At 32.6% G+C, this 16,036-nt stretch carries 16 protein-coding genes and 4 tRNA genes; 19 read left to right on the forward strand and 1 reads right to left on the reverse strand.

Annotation, left to right across the window (positions count from 1 at the left end; translation table 11 throughout):
* Position 1: 1 nt before the first annotated feature.
* From EDB96_RS05475 to EDB96_RS05500, 6 genes are all read left to right on the forward strand, one after another.
* Positions 2 to 1,516 (forward strand): SusD/RagB family nutrient-binding outer membrane lipoprotein, encoded by a 1,515-nt coding sequence (locus tag EDB96_RS05475; RefSeq protein ID WP_243839310.1) that lies wholly within the window; start codon positions 2 to 4, stop codon positions 1,514 to 1,516.
* Between the two features lie 250 nt (positions 1,517 to 1,766).
* Positions 1,767 to 3,752 carry a putative porin gene (locus tag EDB96_RS05480; protein WP_134139587.1) on the forward strand — a complete coding sequence of 662 codons (1,986 nt, stop codon included), beginning with the start codon at positions 1,767 to 1,769 and terminating at the stop codon, positions 3,750 to 3,752.
* Between the two features lie 47 nt (positions 3,753 to 3,799).
* Positions 3,800 to 5,161 (forward strand): pyridoxal-phosphate dependent enzyme, encoded by a 1,362-nt coding sequence (locus EDB96_RS05485; protein WP_057117065.1) that lies wholly within the window; start codon positions 3,800 to 3,802, stop codon positions 5,159 to 5,161.
* 80 nt (positions 5,162 to 5,241) lie between these two features.
* Entirely contained in the window at positions 5,242 to 5,724 is a 483-nt protein-coding gene (locus EDB96_RS05490; RefSeq protein ID WP_134139589.1) for a 3'-5' exonuclease, read from the forward strand.
* A 76-nt stretch (positions 5,725 to 5,800) separates the two neighbouring features.
* A complete protein-coding gene (locus EDB96_RS05495) occupies positions 5,801 to 7,072 on the forward strand; it encodes a DUF2851 family protein (protein ID WP_134139590.1) in 1,272 nt (423 codons plus the stop codon).
* Positions 7,073 to 7,177: 105 nt separating this feature from the next.
* Entirely contained in the window at positions 7,178 to 7,405 is a 228-nt protein-coding gene (locus EDB96_RS05500; RefSeq protein WP_008466940.1) for a PspC family transcriptional regulator, read from the forward strand.
* Between the two features lie 49 nt (positions 7,406 to 7,454).
* On the opposite strand, the gene EDB96_RS05505 is transcribed toward EDB96_RS05500, so the two are convergent.
* Positions 7,455 to 8,921, reverse strand: coding sequence for an APC family permease (locus EDB96_RS05505; protein ID WP_057117062.1), 1,467 nt, complete (start codon positions 8,919 to 8,921; stop codon positions 7,455 to 7,457).
* 273 nt (positions 8,922 to 9,194) lie between these two features.
* Here EDB96_RS05505 and EDB96_RS05510 point away from each other — a divergent pair, with 273 nt between their 5' ends.
* From EDB96_RS05510 to rplK, 13 genes are all read left to right on the forward strand, one after another.
* A complete protein-coding gene (locus EDB96_RS05510; protein WP_134139592.1) occupies positions 9,195 to 10,085 on the forward strand; it encodes a helix-hairpin-helix domain-containing protein in 891 nt (296 codons plus the stop codon).
* 13 nt (positions 10,086 to 10,098) lie between these two features.
* Positions 10,099 to 11,241, forward strand: a complete 1,143-nt coding sequence (locus tag EDB96_RS05515) for an acyl-CoA dehydrogenase family protein (protein WP_134139594.1) — start codon at positions 10,099 to 10,101, stop codon at positions 11,239 to 11,241.
* Between the two features lie 150 nt (positions 11,242 to 11,391).
* Complete coding sequence (gene rpsU, locus EDB96_RS05520; RefSeq protein WP_026730435.1) at positions 11,392 to 11,586, forward strand: 30S ribosomal protein S21; 195 nt, start codon at positions 11,392 to 11,394, stop codon at positions 11,584 to 11,586.
* A gap of 95 nt (positions 11,587 to 11,681) precedes the next feature.
* Positions 11,682 to 12,575, forward strand: a complete 894-nt coding sequence (locus tag EDB96_RS05525) for a tyrosine-type recombinase/integrase (protein ID WP_134139595.1) — start codon at positions 11,682 to 11,684, stop codon at positions 12,573 to 12,575.
* 33 nt (positions 12,576 to 12,608) lie between these two features.
* Positions 12,609 to 12,911: a ribosome hibernation-promoting factor, HPF/YfiA family gene (gene hpf, locus EDB96_RS05530; RefSeq protein ID WP_057117059.1), complete on the forward strand. Its 303-nt coding sequence runs from the start codon at positions 12,609 to 12,611 to the stop codon at positions 12,909 to 12,911.
* Positions 12,912 to 13,001: 90 nt separating this feature from the next.
* A tRNA-Thr gene (locus EDB96_RS05535) sits at positions 13,002 to 13,075 on the forward strand.
* A gap of 60 nt (positions 13,076 to 13,135) precedes the next feature.
* Positions 13,136 to 13,216, forward strand: a tRNA-Tyr gene (locus EDB96_RS05540).
* A gap of 80 nt (positions 13,217 to 13,296) precedes the next feature.
* Positions 13,297 to 13,368: transfer RNA gene (locus tag EDB96_RS05545), tRNA-Thr, on the forward strand.
* Between the two features lie 55 nt (positions 13,369 to 13,423).
* Positions 13,424 to 14,611 (forward strand): elongation factor Tu, encoded by a 1,188-nt coding sequence (tuf, locus tag EDB96_RS05550; protein WP_057117058.1) that lies wholly within the window; start codon positions 13,424 to 13,426, stop codon positions 14,609 to 14,611.
* Between the two features lie 59 nt (positions 14,612 to 14,670).
* A tRNA-Trp gene (locus EDB96_RS05555) sits at positions 14,671 to 14,741 on the forward strand.
* A 19-nt stretch (positions 14,742 to 14,760) separates the two neighbouring features.
* Positions 14,761 to 14,958, forward strand: a complete 198-nt coding sequence (secE, locus tag EDB96_RS05560) for a preprotein translocase subunit SecE (RefSeq protein ID WP_008466927.1) — start codon at positions 14,761 to 14,763, stop codon at positions 14,956 to 14,958.
* A gap of 10 nt (positions 14,959 to 14,968) precedes the next feature.
* Positions 14,969 to 15,520: a transcription termination/antitermination protein NusG gene (gene nusG, locus EDB96_RS05565; protein WP_057117057.1), complete on the forward strand. Its 552-nt coding sequence runs from the start codon at positions 14,969 to 14,971 to the stop codon at positions 15,518 to 15,520.
* 66 nt (positions 15,521 to 15,586) lie between these two features.
* Positions 15,587 to 16,024 carry a 50S ribosomal protein L11 gene (gene rplK / locus EDB96_RS05570; protein WP_057117056.1) on the forward strand — a complete coding sequence of 146 codons (438 nt, stop codon included), beginning with the start codon at positions 15,587 to 15,589 and terminating at the stop codon, positions 16,022 to 16,024.
* Positions 16,025 to 16,036 lie beyond the last annotated feature (12 nt).

Below are 16,036 nucleotides of genomic sequence, written 5' to 3' on the forward strand. Positions count from 1 at the left end.
CATGAAAAAAGTACTTTTATTAATGTCTGTGGTAGGTATGATGGTTTCGTGCAGCCAGGACATTACAGATATGAATGTTGATCCGAAAAGACCAACAACTACCAAATCGGAATATTTATTTACAAATGCTGAGAAAAAATTAGTCGATCAAATGGTTAGTACTAGTGTGAATAATAATGTTTTTAGATTATTTGCACAACAATGGACAGAGACAACTTATCCTGATGAAAGTCAGTACAACATTACAAACAGAAAAATTCCTGATACACACTTTTTGGTTTTGTACAGAGATGTTCTAGCTGATTTTCACGATTCAAGAGTTATGATTTCAGCAACAACTCCTGCAACTCCTGCAGAGGAAGCAGTTAAGCAAAATAAATTAGCTCTTATAGATATTTTAGAAGCTTATGCTTATAGTGTATTAGTAGATACTTTTGGAAATGTTCCTTACTCACAGGCAATTGATATTCAAAAATATCCTTTACCAGCTTATGATGATGCAAAAACTATCTACCAAGATCTTATTAAAAGATTAAGTGCAGATGTTGCGGTTTTAAAAGCGAACAGTACAGTAGCTAACTTTGGTGCAGCAGATATTATCTATTCAGGAAATGCTGCAAGTAATGCAAAATGGGCAAAATTTGCGAACTCATTGATCATTAGAATGGCAGTTAATATGTCTGATGTTGATCCAGCTTATGCAACTACTCAAGTTCAGGCAGCTCTTGCTTCTGGTGCTTTAGCAGGTAATGCTGATAATACAAAATTGACTTATTTAACAACATCAGGAAATCAAAATCCATTATATGCTGATTTAGTAACTAGTCAGCGATTTGATTTTATTCCTGCTGAGCCTTTTGTTTCTGCTATGGATGCTGTTGTTCCTGGTGGTGACCCAAGGATGCCTAAATATTTTACGAATCTAACTTCTCCAGCTCCAGTTATTCCTGCAGGAAGAACTTTTGTAGGTGGAACTTATGGTGCAGGAAATGTTTATACAGCTTATTCACAAATAACATCGACATTAAACAATCCAGTTTTCCCAGGAACTATCTTTGATTTCGCTGAGTTGAATTTCTTATTAGCAGAAGCTGCTGAGAAAAATTTAATTCCAGGGGGGTCTGCTCAGGCAAAAGTATATTACGAAGCAGGTATTAAAGCTTCTATGGCAGATTGGGGAGTAACTAGCACTGCAGCTATTGATGCTTATATTGCAAGTCCAAAAGTAGATTATAATAATCCGTTAAGTGGAGCAACATGGAAAGAAAAAATTGGTAATCAAGCATGGTTTGCTCTTTATAACAGAGGATACGAAGCATGGACATCTTACAGAAGATTGGATTTCCCAGTTTTAAAAGCACCTCAAGCAGCTATAAACAAACTTATTTTTACTGTGCCTGTTAGATATACTTATCCGGGTGTAGAAGCAAGTATAAATAAAACAAATTATACTAAAGCAGCTTCTGACATTGGTGGAGATTTATTAAATACTAAATTGTTCTGGGATAAATTCTAATCTTTAGAATATAATCTATATCAATTAAGTTAATATTCAAAGTAAATTATACCCATTTTGGGAATAAGAATAATAAATATTTTGATTTTTTTTGAGAGCCCCGTATACTTTTGTATACGGGGTTTTCGTTTCCAAAAAGACCTAAGCGATTCTGGTTTCATATTATATATTATGTTTTTTTCGTTTATACGTTTTTATCTTACCTTTGCTTAGCAAATTTTGTCGAATTAAATTTATACAAAGCCATCAAATGAGAATATTCATTTTTCTATATCTATTAGTTGTACCTACGTTATTGTTTTCTCAAGTAAAAAAGCCAGCTTCTAAAAATAATTTAGATATGAATACGGAATATTCAAGTATTACAGATACCGTAAAAAAGAAAAAAGCTAAAATCGCCACAATAGACCAATATAAAATTATTACGCTGGAGCACGATACTATTTATGCAGATACATCGCTGACAATTAAAAGTGCTTACAGACAAAATCACCTTAGAAAAGATCTTTTCGGATATCAGGAATTTTCAAACATCGGACAGCCTTTAAACACTTTACAATATAGTTTAACCAATTTTTCTCCGTATCCAGAAATAGGTTTTAGCGGTAAACATTTTAATTATATCCAAGCAGATCAGATTCGATATTATTCTGCGGCAACACCTTTTACAGAATTGTTTTTTAATACAACAATTAATAAAGGACAAAATGTAGATTCTTTTATCACATTAAACGTTTCTAAAAATCTTAATTTCTCAATTGCTTATCGAGGATTGAGATCTGAAGGAGATTATATTAATCAATTGGTTAGTGCTGGAAATTTTAGATTTACAACTAGTTATGCAACTACCAGCAGACGTTATGCGATAAATGCTCACTATACTTTTCAAGATGTATTAAATGAAGAAAATGGCGGAATTACAAACGATGAAAACTTTGAAAGCGATAATAAAGATTATAAAAACCGCCAAAGATTGCAGGTTTATTTAACCGATGCAGAATCTTTATTGAAAGGAAGAAGATTATTTTTTGATCATGCTTTTAGAGTAAATCCAACAAACGGTTTTAATAATTTGTATGTAACACATCAATTTAATTATGAGAATAAAGGGTATGAATATAAACAGCCTACAGTAATTTCTACAGTTACAGATAGCAATAATAATAGTACTCAAGTGCAGCGTTTTGGAGATTCGTATGTGGCAAGTAGTATAAATGATCAGACCAAATATGAGCGGCTTTATAATAAAGCAGGTCTTGCTTATGAAAATTCCCTTCTAGGAAAGTTCAATTTTTTTATTGATGATTATAGATCAAATTATAAGTATACTAGAATTATTATTGACAGCACAGGAAAAGCAATTCCAGATAATTTGTTTTTGCAGATCAATAATGTAGGAGGACAATATGAATATCAGAAAAACAAATGGAATGGTAGATTTCTATATTCTAGATCAATTACCAATCAATCTCTTTCTGATTTAGATGCGAAGTTAAGATATGATCTGAATGATGAAATTAAATTTGATTTTAGATATCGTAACATCAATAAACTGCCAAACAACAATTATAATTTATACCAAAGCAGCTGGATAGAATACAATTGGTCTAATAATTTTAAAAACGAAAAAATAAATTCTCTTAGCGCTGAGATTCAGACGCCTTGGTTAACAGGACAAGTTCAATATACAGTATTAAAAGATCACTTGTATTTTACTAATGCCGCAACCGATGAACAGAAAGCAGGAAATGTTCAAATTGTAAAACCATTTCAATATGGAAACGCTATTAATTATTTAGAGATAAAAGCGAGTAGAGAATTTAAATTTGGACCTTTTGCATTAGATAATACACTTTTGTACCAAAAAGTAGATCAGTCAGATTTAATCTTAAATGTTCCAGATTTCGTAACTAGAAATACATTTTATTATTCAGGTTACTTTTTTAAGAAAGCTTTATACATGCAAACAGGTCTTGTATTTAATTATCAGACTAAGTATTATGGAGATGATTATAATCCTGTTATTGCAGAATTTTTTGTACAGCAAGACAAAAAGATTGGTGGTTTTGCTACATTCGATTTTTTCGTAAATGCTAGAATACGCCAGACAAGATTTTATTTAAAAGCAGAGCATTTTAATGCCGCTTTTTCGCAAAGCAATTATTATGCTACGCCAAATAATCCTTATCGTGATTTTGTATTGCGTTTTGGTTTAGTTTGGAATTTCTTCCAATAAGAAAAACTTACTTTCATTTTAAAACCACATATTAAACTTAAATAAAAATGGACTTTTCAAAGAATATTTTAGAAACAATTGGTAACACACCATTGGTAAAGCTCAATAAAATTGTTGCTGAAATTGATGCGCTAGTATTAGCAAAAGTCGAAACCTTTAATCCTGGTAATTCTGTAAAAGACAGAATGGCGGTAAAAATGATTGAAGATGCAGAGGCTGACGGCAGACTAAAACCTGGAGGGACTATTATTGAAGGAACTTCTGGAAATACAGGAATGGGACTTGCTCTTGTAGCAATTATCAAAGGATATAAATTAATTTGTGTTATTTCAGATAAACAGTCAAAAGAGAAAATGGATATTCTTCGTGCTGTTGGAGCAAAAGTTGTTGTTTGCCCTACCGATGTAGAACCTACAGATCCTCGTTCTTATTATTCAGTTTCAAAGCGTTTGGCTGAAGAAACACCAAATTCTTGGTATGTAAACCAATATGATAATTTATCAAATTCATTGGCACATTATGAGCAGACGGGACCAGAAATCTGGAAACAGACAGACGGAAAAATTACGCATTTTGTTGTAGGTGTAGGAACAGGAGGAACAATTTCAGGTGTTGGAAAGTACTTAAAAGAGAAAAATCCAAACATTAAAATTTGGGGAATTGATACTTACGGTTCTGTTTTTAAAAAATACCATGAAACAGGTATTTTTGATGAAAACGAAATCTATTCTTATATAACAGAGGGAATTGGAGAAGATATTTTACCTAAAAATGTTGACTTTTCTTTAATCGATGGCTTTACAAAAGTAACAGACAAAGATGCTGCAGTTTATACAAGAAAAATTGCCCTAGAAGAAGCAATCTTTGTTGGAAACTCAGCGGGAGCTTGTATTAAAGGACTATTACAGTTAAAAGATCAATTTAAGCCGGATGATGTTGTAGTAGTTCTATTTCACGATTCAGGAAGCCGTTATGTAGGTAAAATGTTTAACGACGACTGGATGCGCGAGCGTGGATTCTTAGAAGAAAATATCACGAAGGCAGAAGATGTGATTAAAGATCATATTGACAAGGAATTAATTGTTGTTCGTACAGAAGAATTGGTTTCGCATGCTATTGAGCGTATGCGTAAATATAAAATCTCTCAAATTCCAGTTGTAGACATAAATGGTTTTGTAGGTTCTGTTGATGAAACTGACTTGTTTAGAAGTTATGTTGCAGATAAAAATGTGGCCGAAAAACCAATTAAAGATGTAATGGGCAAACCTTTTCCAATTGTAAAATTAGGAACGCCAATCGAAGAAGTTTCTAAACTTTTCACCAAAGAAAACGATGCTGTTTTAATTGATTTAGGAAACGGTCACCATCACATTATTACAAAATATGATATTATCGGCTCTATAAAATAAGCCGTTACTAATAAAACTGATCCATAAATCTTATTGTTTTGGCAATTAGATTTGTGGATTTGTCTTTTTAAAAATATAAAATGAATTTTACAGCTATTGATTTTGAAACTGCAACGGGATATCATCCCTGCTCAGTGGGTATTGTTACAGTCCAAAACGGAATTATTGTGGACGAATTTGTGACATTGATAAAACCGCCGAATAACGAGTATAATCCTTTTACAATTCGCGTTCACGGAATTTATCCTAAAGATACAGTCACTGCAAAATCTTTTTACCAGGTCTATCCTGAAATTGAAAGAAGATTAAAAAATAGAGTTGTAGTAGCTCACAATGAAAGTTTTGACCGAAATGTTTTAATGAAATCAATGTTGCTTCACGGTTTAAACTACGAAGATTTAAACATTGCGCCAAAGTGGGAATGTACAGTTAAAATTTATAAAGCTAAAGGTTTAAAGCCAACAAAATTAAGTGATTGCTGTCGTGAAATGAATATTCAGCTCAATCATCACGAAGCTTTATCTGATGCAAGAGCATGTGCTAAATTATATATGCTTCGCTAAAATAAAATATATTTTGTAAGAATAATATTAAAATTTTATTATTTTTAGATTTTATAATTATACTTTAAAATCTAAAATGAAAGAAGACTTCCTTCATTATCTCTGGAAATTCAAGAAATTTGATCTCTTGGATTTAAAAACTGCTCAAGGTGAGTCAATTACCATTATTAAAACGGGAGATTATTTAGAACTTTCTGGACCTGACTTTTTTAATGCCCAAATTAAAATTGGAAATCAAAAATGGGCTGGCAATGTAGAAATACATTTAAAATCTTCTGATTGGTATTTGCACAATCACGAAAAAGATCCAGCTTATAAAAATGTAATTCTTCATGTAGTTTGGGAGAATGATACTCCAATTTTTAGAGAAAATAATACCGAAATTCCTGTTTTGGTTTTAAAAGATTATGTTTCAAAAGATGTTGTAAAAAATTATAGGGAATTGCTTTCTCCAAAAACTTGGATTTCGTGCGAGAAACAAATAAAAGATATCGATGATTTTGTTTTTAAAAGCTGGCAGGAAAGATTATTTTTTGAACGTTTAGAACGAAAATCAAAGTTTATTTATGATTTATTAGAGGAGACAAATCAAGATTGGGAAGCAGTTTTATTTTGCCTTTTAGCAAAGAATTTTGGTTTAAATACAAACGGAACTTCATTTTTACAAATATCAAAAGCAATTCCATTTTCAATTATCCGAAAGGAGAGTTTTGAAATAGAAAATTTAGAAGCATTGCTTTTTGGAACTGCAGGATTATTAGATTCAGAAAAAGAAGATGTTTATTATAAGGATCTAAAATTCAGATATTTTTACTTACTTCATAAGTATCAATTAGAGAAGACGTTTATTGAACCAGTTCAATTTTTTAAACTTCGCCCTGATAATTTTCCTACGATTCGACTTTCTCAATTGGGAGGTTTATATCATAAACATCAAAATTTGTTTTCTAAAATAATTGAATTAAAATCTTTGAAGAACGTGTACGAATTATTGAATGTTTCAGTAAGTCCTTATTGGAAAGACCACTATCAATTTGATAAAGAAAGTCCGAAGAAAGCAAAAATTGTATCAAAATCATTTTTAGATTTGATAGTTATAAATACAATTATACCAATTCAATTTGCTTATTCTAATATAATGGGAGAATCTATAGCGGAAGATTTGATTGATTTTATGAATGAAGTAAGTTCCGAAAAAAATGCAATAATAGATAAGTTTGATTCGTTTGGAATAAAGTCGAAAAATGCGTTTGAAAGCCAGACTTTATTAGAGCTAAAAAATGAATATTGTAATAATAAAGCATGTTTAAAATGCGGACTAGGTTTAGAATTACTTAAAAGTAATTAGAAAATTAGAAAATTAGAAAATAAGATAATGAGATAATTTGTACTTTTGTAATTCCTCTTAGAGGTAAATGATTCTAAAATCTTAAGTCTAAAATCTAAAATAAAAATGTCAGCTATTTTAAAACTTAAATTCTTTTTTGAAAAATATGGTTTTCATGTTTCTTCAAGATTGGCAGATAAACTAGGAATGCGTGTAACAAGCGTACGACTATTTTTTATTTATATATCTTTTGTGACAGCAGGATTAGGGTTTGGAGTTTACTTGACTCTTGCTTTTTGGATTAGATTAAAAGATTTAATTCGCTCAAAAAGAACATCAGTATTTGATTTATAAAAAAAAGCTCCAAATGAAAATTTGGAGCTTTTTTATTGAAATAGTATTTTTATTCTTCGATTCCGTTGTTAAGTTTCGATCTTTTCTTACTGTATCCAAAGTAAACTAGAATACCAATAACAAGCCATCCTAATGATAATAATTGAGCGTCTAAACTCAAATTAATAATTAGGTAAGTATTGATTGAAATTCCTAATACTGCGATTACAGGTAAAGCAGGAACTTTAAATGTTCGGTTTAATTCAGGTTGTTTTACTCTTAAGATCCAAACAGCGATACAAACCATTGTAAAGGCAAATAAAGTACCAAAACTTGTCATATCTGCTAATTTATTAATTGGTGTAAATGCAGCAACTGTGGCAATAATACCTCCTAAAATCATTAAATTAGTTTTTGGTGTTCCAGAAAGAGGATTTACTTTAGAAAAAACAGCTGGAATTAAACCGTCTTTAGACATTCCAAGGAAAATTCTAGATTGTCCCATAATCATTACCATCAATACAGAAACTAAACCGATAGTAGCAGCAACAGTAATAATAAAACCAGCCCAGCCTTGTCCGGCGATATCAAAAGCATAAGCAACTGGTGCTTTAATAGCTTCTGGATATTTTCCTAGCGGATTAAAATCTTGGTAATTCATCATTCCTGTTAAAACTAAAGAAACAAGAATATATAAAGTTGTACAGATTAATAAAGAAGCAATGATAGCAAACGGAACATCTTTTTTCGGATTAATAGCTTCTCCAGCTTGCGTAGAAACAGCATCAAAACCAACATAAGCAAAGAAAATCGCCGCAGCTCCAGAAACAATACCTCCAATTCCGTAAGCATTATGAGTAGTTTCTTTTTCAACAATTTGAGTAGCTTCAGGAATAAATGGGTGCCAGTTTGCAGTATTAATAAAGAAAAGACCTGCAATGATTACAAAGATTACGGCAGAAACTTTAAGAATAACAATTGCATTATTGGCTTTAGCAGCACTTTTTGTTCCTTTAATAAGTAGTGAAATAACTAGAATGACGATCAAAAAAGCTGGAAGATTCATAGAGAAACCTTCTCCAGTGTAGCTTGCTGGATCTGTTGTAAGCCAGTCAGGAAGTTTGATGTGAAACATTTTGAGCAATTTATTAAAATATCCCGACCAGGAAACGGCGACCGTCATGGATCCCATTGCATATTCGAGAATAAGCCCCCAGCCAATTATCCAGGCAAAAATTTCACCAATTGTACCATAAGCATATGCATAAGCAGATCCCTCTACAGGTAAAATTGACGCAAATTCAGAATAGCAAAGAGCTGCAAAAACGCAGGCAATACCTGCAATAATAAACGAAACAGCTAATGCTGGACCTGCATGATAATAAGCTCCAGTACCGGTAAGTACAAAAATTCCTCCACCGATAATGGCACCAACTCCAATCGCAGTAAGACTCCATTTTCCAAGGACTCTCTTTAAATTACTTTTTTTTATATCGGCCTCAAAGGCAGATATTGGTTTAACTCTCCAAATTGACATACTATTATATTGGTTTATTGTTATTAAGCTCCAAATGTATTGTTTTTTGTAAAAAATAAAAACAAATATGATGTTTTAAGTTATAAATTATTGAATTTTTTTAAAGGACTCTCAAGGATGCTTCTTTAAGTATTGATATTCATTAAATTAATTGCTCTTTTGTAGCAGATTTGATAATTTTTTTAAAAACTATTTTCTTACTAATTTTCTTAATAAATTTGAAAGATTTTTCTGATTTTTAATTTTGAATAAATTTAAAACTCTTTTTTGTTTATGAATTTCACACATTTAAATAAGTATTTGCATTTTACAAAACATCAACGAATAGGAATCTTTATCCTGTTTATAATTATAATATCATTGCAATTATTCTACTTGTTTTCAGATTTTAGTACTTCAGAAACCAAAAGCCCTAATAAAGAAGAATGGATGGCTTATCAATCAGATATTGATGAACAAAAATCTATTAAACAAAATAGGAAGCCAGTAAATTATCTATTTAATCCAAATTTTATTTCGGACTATAAAGGATATAAACTTGGAATGTCAGTTGAACAAATTGATCGCCTGATAGCATTTCGTAAAGAAAATAAATATGTAAATTCAGCAGAAGAATTTCAAAAGGTTACGGGAGTTTCAGATTCATTATTAAATAAGATTTCTACTTTATTTAAATTCCCAGATTGGGTTCAGAATAAAACACGTTTCCAAACAGAAAAAACAGAATATACTGCGAAGAGCTTTTCAAAAAAAGTTGAGAAGTTTGAAGTATTAGATATCAATAAAGCAACACAAGAAGATCTAATAAAAATTTATGGAATTGGAGAAGGCTTATCGTCTAGAATACTAAAGCAGAAAGAAATTCTAGGATGTTTTGTGTCAATGGACCAAATGCAAGAAGTTTGGGGGCTTTCGCCAGAGGTTATAACTGAGCTAAAGAGCCATTTTAAAGTTGTTATTCCCTCAACTATAAAAAAAATAGATGTAAATAATGCTTCTTTAAAAGAATTATCCCAGTTTCCATATTTCAGATATACACTGGCAAAACAGATTGTCACGTACAGAAGCATGAATGGAAATTTTAATAATATTGAGGATTTAGCAAAAATTAAAGATTTTCCTGTTGAAAAAGCAAAAATAATTAGTTTATATTTGGAGTTCTAAAAGAAAGTAACTAATGAATTTTGATTACAACGAAACACAGCAGATGATAGCGCAGTCGATAAAAGACTTTGCTGAAAAAAATATAAAACCTTATATAATGGAATGGGATGAATCGCAGATTTTTCCAATCCCATTGTTCAAACAACTTGGCGAAATGGGCTTTATGGGAGTTCTAGTACCCGAAGAATATGGTGGTTCAGGTTTGGGGTATCACGAATATGTTACTGTAATTGAAGAAATTTCAAAAGTAGATCCTTCAATAGGATTATCAGTTGCGGCACATAATTCCTTATGTACTAACCACATTTTAACCTTCGGAAATGAACAACAAAAGAAAAAATGGCTTCCAAAATTAGCTACGGCAGAATATATAGGAGCATGGGGATTAACAGAACATAATACAGGTTCTGATGCAGGAGGAATGAATACAACAGCCGTTAGAGACGGAGATCATTGGATTGTAAATGGAGCAAAAAATTTCATAACTCATGCAATTTCTGGGGACATAGCAGTTGTTATAGTACGTACTGGAGAAAAAGGTGATTCTAAAGGAATGACCGCTTTTGTTTTTGAAAAAGGGATGGCTGGTTTTTCGTCAGGAAAAAAAGAAAATAAATTAGGGATGCGAGCAAGCGAAACTGCAGAGTTAGTTTTTGATAATTGCCGAGTACCGGATGAAAATAGATTAGGTGAAGTGGGACAAGGTTTTGTTCAGGCTATGAAAATCTTGGATGGTGGAAGAATTTCCATCGGAGCTTTATCTTTAGGAATAGCAAAAGGAGCTTATGAAGCAGCATTAAAATATTCAAAAGAAAGACATCAGTTTGGTCAGCCGATAAGTAACTTTCAAGGTATTTCTTTTAAATTGGCAGACATGGCAACTGAGATTGAAGCTTCGGAGTTATTACTGCACAAAGCAGCTTTCTTAAAACAACAGCATAAACCAGTAACTACATCCGGAGCTATGGCAAAGATGTATGCTTCAGAAGCTTGTGTTAAAATAGCGAATGATGCAGTTCAGATTCATGGAGGATATGGCTATACAAAAGATTTTCCTGTAGAAAAATTTTATAGAGATTCGAAATTATGTACTATAGGAGAAGGAACAACTGAAATTCAAAAATTAGTTATTTCAAGAAATTTATTGAAAGACTAAAGACTAAAGAATAAAGAATAAAGAATATTATGTCTATTTTCTTTGTTCTATCATCTTTTCTCTCTTTTTAAAAATAATTCGTAATTTATAACTCATAATTCATAATTAATATTTACATTTGCAGCCTTAACGAGAGGAGGTGTCTATATTATGTTAATTATACCAATTAAAGACGGAGAAAATATCGATAGAGCATTAAAGCGCTATAAAAGAAAATTTGATAAAACAGGAACTGTTCGTCAATTAAGAGCACGTACTGCTTTTATTAAGCCTTCTGTTATCAAAAGAGCTCAAATTCAAAAAGCTGCTTATATCCAAGGCTTGAAAGATAGTTTAGAGAGTTAGTATTAGCTTTTCAAAAATAATTACCGTTAGTGGTCAAAATGTTTTAATTTTGATGCTAACGGTTTTTTTGTGCTTAATTTTTAGATTCAATTTTGATGAAAACAAATAAAGAAGCTTTTAGGGATTATCTTTTGTTAGAGAAAAAATATTCTCCTCATACGGTTGGGGCATATCTAAATGATATTGTTTCTTTTGAGTCTTTTGTTGTTGAATCTTTTGATCAGGATAATATTGATGCTGTAAATTATAGTCAGGTTAGGAGCTGGATTGTTTTTTTGGTTGATCAAAATATTTCTAATGTTTCTGTTAATAGAAAGATGGCCTCTTTAAAAGCATTTTATAAATTCCTTTTAAAAACAAAACAGATTGAGATTAATCCGATGTTGAAACATAAGGCTTTAAAAACGCCAAAAGTTGTTCAGGTTCCTTTTTCTGAAAAAGAATTGAAGGATTTATTAAGTCAAATTGAAGTCCCGGTAGGTTTTGAAGAAGTTCGTGATAAGCTTATTGTTGAAATGTTTTATGTTACGGGAATGCGTCGTGCTGAATTAATTCATTTAATGATTAAAAATGTTGATCGTTCGGCTGGTGTTATAAAAGTTTTAGGAAAAAGAAATAAAGAACGTATTATTCCTATTTTACCAATTATAGTAGATCAAATTGATTCTTATATAAAGGAGAGAGATGGTTTGGGTAATATTGTGGATTCGGACTATTTTTTTATTTCGAAAAAAGGGTTAAAATTGAGTGAATCTTTTGTTTATCGATTAATAAATTCATACTTTAGTAGGGTCTCAGAAAAGGTGAAGAAAAGTCCGCATGTGCTTCGTCATACTTTTGCAACTCACTTATTGAATAATGGGGCAGATTTGAATTCAGTTAAAGAATTATTAGGGCATTCTAGTTTGGCGTCTACACAAGTTTATACTCATAATAGTTTGGCGGAGCTTAAAAAAGTATATAAAGGTGCGCATCCTAGAAATAAGTGATAATTCTAAATGTTAAATCCTAAAATTTGTATTATGAAGGTAGATGTTCATGCAGTTAATTTTACTGTCGACAGAAAATTGGTCGATTTTATTCAGGAAAGAATGGATAAGTTAGAAAAATACTACGATCGAGTGGTTTCTTCAGATGTTTTTTTAAAAGTTGAAAGAACAAGTGATAAAGAAAATAAGGTGGTAGAGATAAAGATTAATGTTCCTGGTGATGATTTTTTGGTAAAAAAACAGTGTAAGACATTTGAGGAGGCGGTAGAGCTTTCTGCAGAATCTTTAGAACGTTTGCTTGTAAAAAGGAAAGAAAAAATAAGAGCACATATTTAATTGAAATTTTTTTTAAAAAATGTTTTGATTAAAAGATAAAATACCTACATTTGCAGTCCGTTAGAAATAGCGGACTTTTTTAATGCATTCGCCGATGTAGCTCAGCTGGCTAGAGCAGCTGATTTGTAATCAGCAGGTCGTGGGTTCGAGTCCCTCTATCGGCTCAAAAAAAGTTTCAAATGCGATTTGAAATTCGTTCTTAAAATAATGGAATTAAAAAATTAGGGGAGATACTCAAGCGGCCAACGAGGGCAGACTGTAAATCTGCTGTGTGAACTTCGCAGGTTCGAATCCTGCTCTCCCCACAAAAAAAGAAGGTGAGATTTTGGGTTTTAGATTTTGAAAATCTGAAATCTAAATTCGGAATCTAAAATCAGAACTCTCTGCCGGTGTAGCTCAGGGGTAGAGTGCTTCCTTGGTAAGGAAGAGGTCTCGGGTTCAAATCCCGACATTGGCTCAAGTAAGTAGGAAATTGAAAATTAATATATAACTAAGATTAAAAATTAAGTAAAATGGCAAAGGAGAATTTTAATCGTTCCAAACCGCACTTAAACATAGGTACAATTGGACACGTGGATCACGGAAAAACTACATTAACTGCTGCAATTACTAAAGTATTGTCAGATGCTGGTTACTGTCAAGCAAAATCGTTTGATCAAATCGATAACGCTCCAGAGGAGAAAGAAAGAGGTATTACTATTAATACATCACACGTAGAGTATGAAACAGCTAACCGTCACTACGCTCACGTTGACTGTCCAGGTCACGCGGATTACGTAAAGAACATGGTTACTGGAGCAGCTCAAATGGACGGAGCTATCTTAGTAGTTGCTGCTACAGATGGTCCAATGCCACAAACTCGTGAGCACATCCTTTTAGGTCGTCAGGTTGGTATTCCAAGAATCGTTGTTTTCATGAACAAAGTGGATATGGTTGATGATGCTGAGTTGTTAGAGCTTGTTGAGATGGAAATTAGAGATTTATTATCTTTCTACGAATATGATGGAGATAATGGTCCAGTTATTCAAGGTTCTGCTTTAGGAGGATTGAATAATGATGCTGCATGGGTTCCTAAAATTTTAGAATTGATGGATGCTGTTGATGCTTGGATCGAAGAGCCAGTACGTGACGTAGCTAAACCATTCTTGATGCCAGTAGAGGACGTATTTACAATTACAGGTCGTGGAACTGTTGCTACAGGTCGTATCGAAACTGGTATTGCTAATACAGGAGATCCTGTTGAAATCATTGGTATGGGAGCTGAAAAATTAACTTCTACTATTACAGGAGTTGAGATGTTCCGTAAAATCCTTGACAGAGGAGAAGCTGGAGATAACGTAGGTTTATTGTTAAGAGGTATTGATAAAGCTGATATCAAAAGAGGTATGGTTATTATTAAGCCAGGTTCAGTAAAACCACACGCTAAATTCAAAGCTGAGGTTTATATCTTGAAAAAAGAAGAAGGTGGACGTCACACTCCATTCCACAATAACTACCGTCCACAGTTCTACGTACGTACAACTGACGTAACAGGAGTTATTTCTTTACCAGCAGGTGTAGAGATGGTAATGCCAGGTGATAACTTGACAATTGAGGTTGCTTTATTAAGCCCAATCGCAATGAACGTAGGTTTACGTTTTGCTATCCGTGAAGGTGGTAGAACAGTAGGTGCTGGTCAGGTTACTGAAATTTTAGAATAATTTCTATAAATATTAAAAAGCCAGTTGACTTTCTTAAATGAGGTCACTGGCTTTTAATTACGGGCGTAGTTCAAGGGTAGAATAGCGGTCTCCAAAACCGTTGATGGGGGTTCGAATCCCTCCGCCCGTGCAATAAAAAAATATATCAAATGACAAAAGTTACTAATTATTTATCAGAGGCTTTCGAAGAGTTAAAGTCAAATGTTACTTGGCCAGCTTGGGCTGAAGTTCAAAAATTGACAATTGTTGTGGCTGTATTTTCTATCTTATTCGCTTTGGCAACATGGGGAGTAGATGAATTTTTTGCAAAAGCTTTGGCTGGATTTTTTAACTGGTTAAAAGGATAATTTTTTTGTGATGGCAGATAATAATGTGAAAAAATGGTATGTAGTTAGAGCTGTAAGCGGACAAGAAAACAAAGTCAAAGCTTATATCGAAACTGAAATTGCCAGATTAGGTATGGGTGATTATGTTTCCCAGGTTTTAGTGCCTACAGAAAAAGTAGTTACTGTAAAAGAGGGAAAGAAAATGTCTAAGGATAAAGTTTATTTTCCTGGATATGTTATGATCGAAGCCAACTTGGTTGGTGAGATACCTCATATTATTAAGTCAATTACTAGTGTTATTGGTTTTTTAGGAGAGACTAAAGGCGGGGAACCTGTTCCTTTGAGACTTTCTGAAGTTAACCGTATGTTAGGTAAGGTAGATGAATTGGCTGTAAATACAGATACAAGATCTATACCATTTAGTGTTGGCGAGACTGTTAAGGTTATTGATGGTCCTTTTAACGGATTTAATGGTTCTGTTGAAAAAATCAATGAAGAGAAGCGTAAACTTGAGGTTATGGTTAAGATTTTCGGAAGAAAAACACCATTAGAATTAAGCTTTATGCAAGTAGAAAAAGTATAATTTTTTGTTACACTATAATAACCATTGTAATCGCTTCCATTGATTACAGTGTTAAATTTTTTAAAAATGGCTAAAGAAATTAGTAAGGTAGTTAAACTACAAGTTAAGGGAGGTGCTGCGAACCCGTCGCCACCGGTTGGACCTGCTTTAGGAGCTGCTGGGGTTAATATCATGGAGTTTTGTAAGCAATTTAATGCTAGAACTCAAGATAAACCTGGCAAAATTTGTCCAGTGCAAATCACTGTGTACAAAGACAAATCATTTGATTTTGTTGTTAAGACTCCTCCAGCAGCGGTTCAGTTAATGGAAGCTGCAAAGCTAAAATCTGGTTCTGGTGAGCCTAATCGTAAAAAAGTAGCTAGCGTTACTTGGGAACAAATTAGAACTATTGCTGAAGACAAAATGCCAGACTTAAACGCTTTCACTGTGGAAGCTGCAATGAGTATGGTTGCTGGAACAGCTAGATCTATGGGTATAACTGTATCAGGAGACGCTCCTTTTTAATTAAGAAAAAGA

This window comes from Flavobacterium sp. S87F.05.LMB.W.Kidney.N, from assembly GCF_004366435.1.
In the GTDB taxonomy this organism is placed as follows: Bacteria; Bacteroidota; Bacteroidia; order Flavobacteriales; family Flavobacteriaceae; genus Flavobacterium.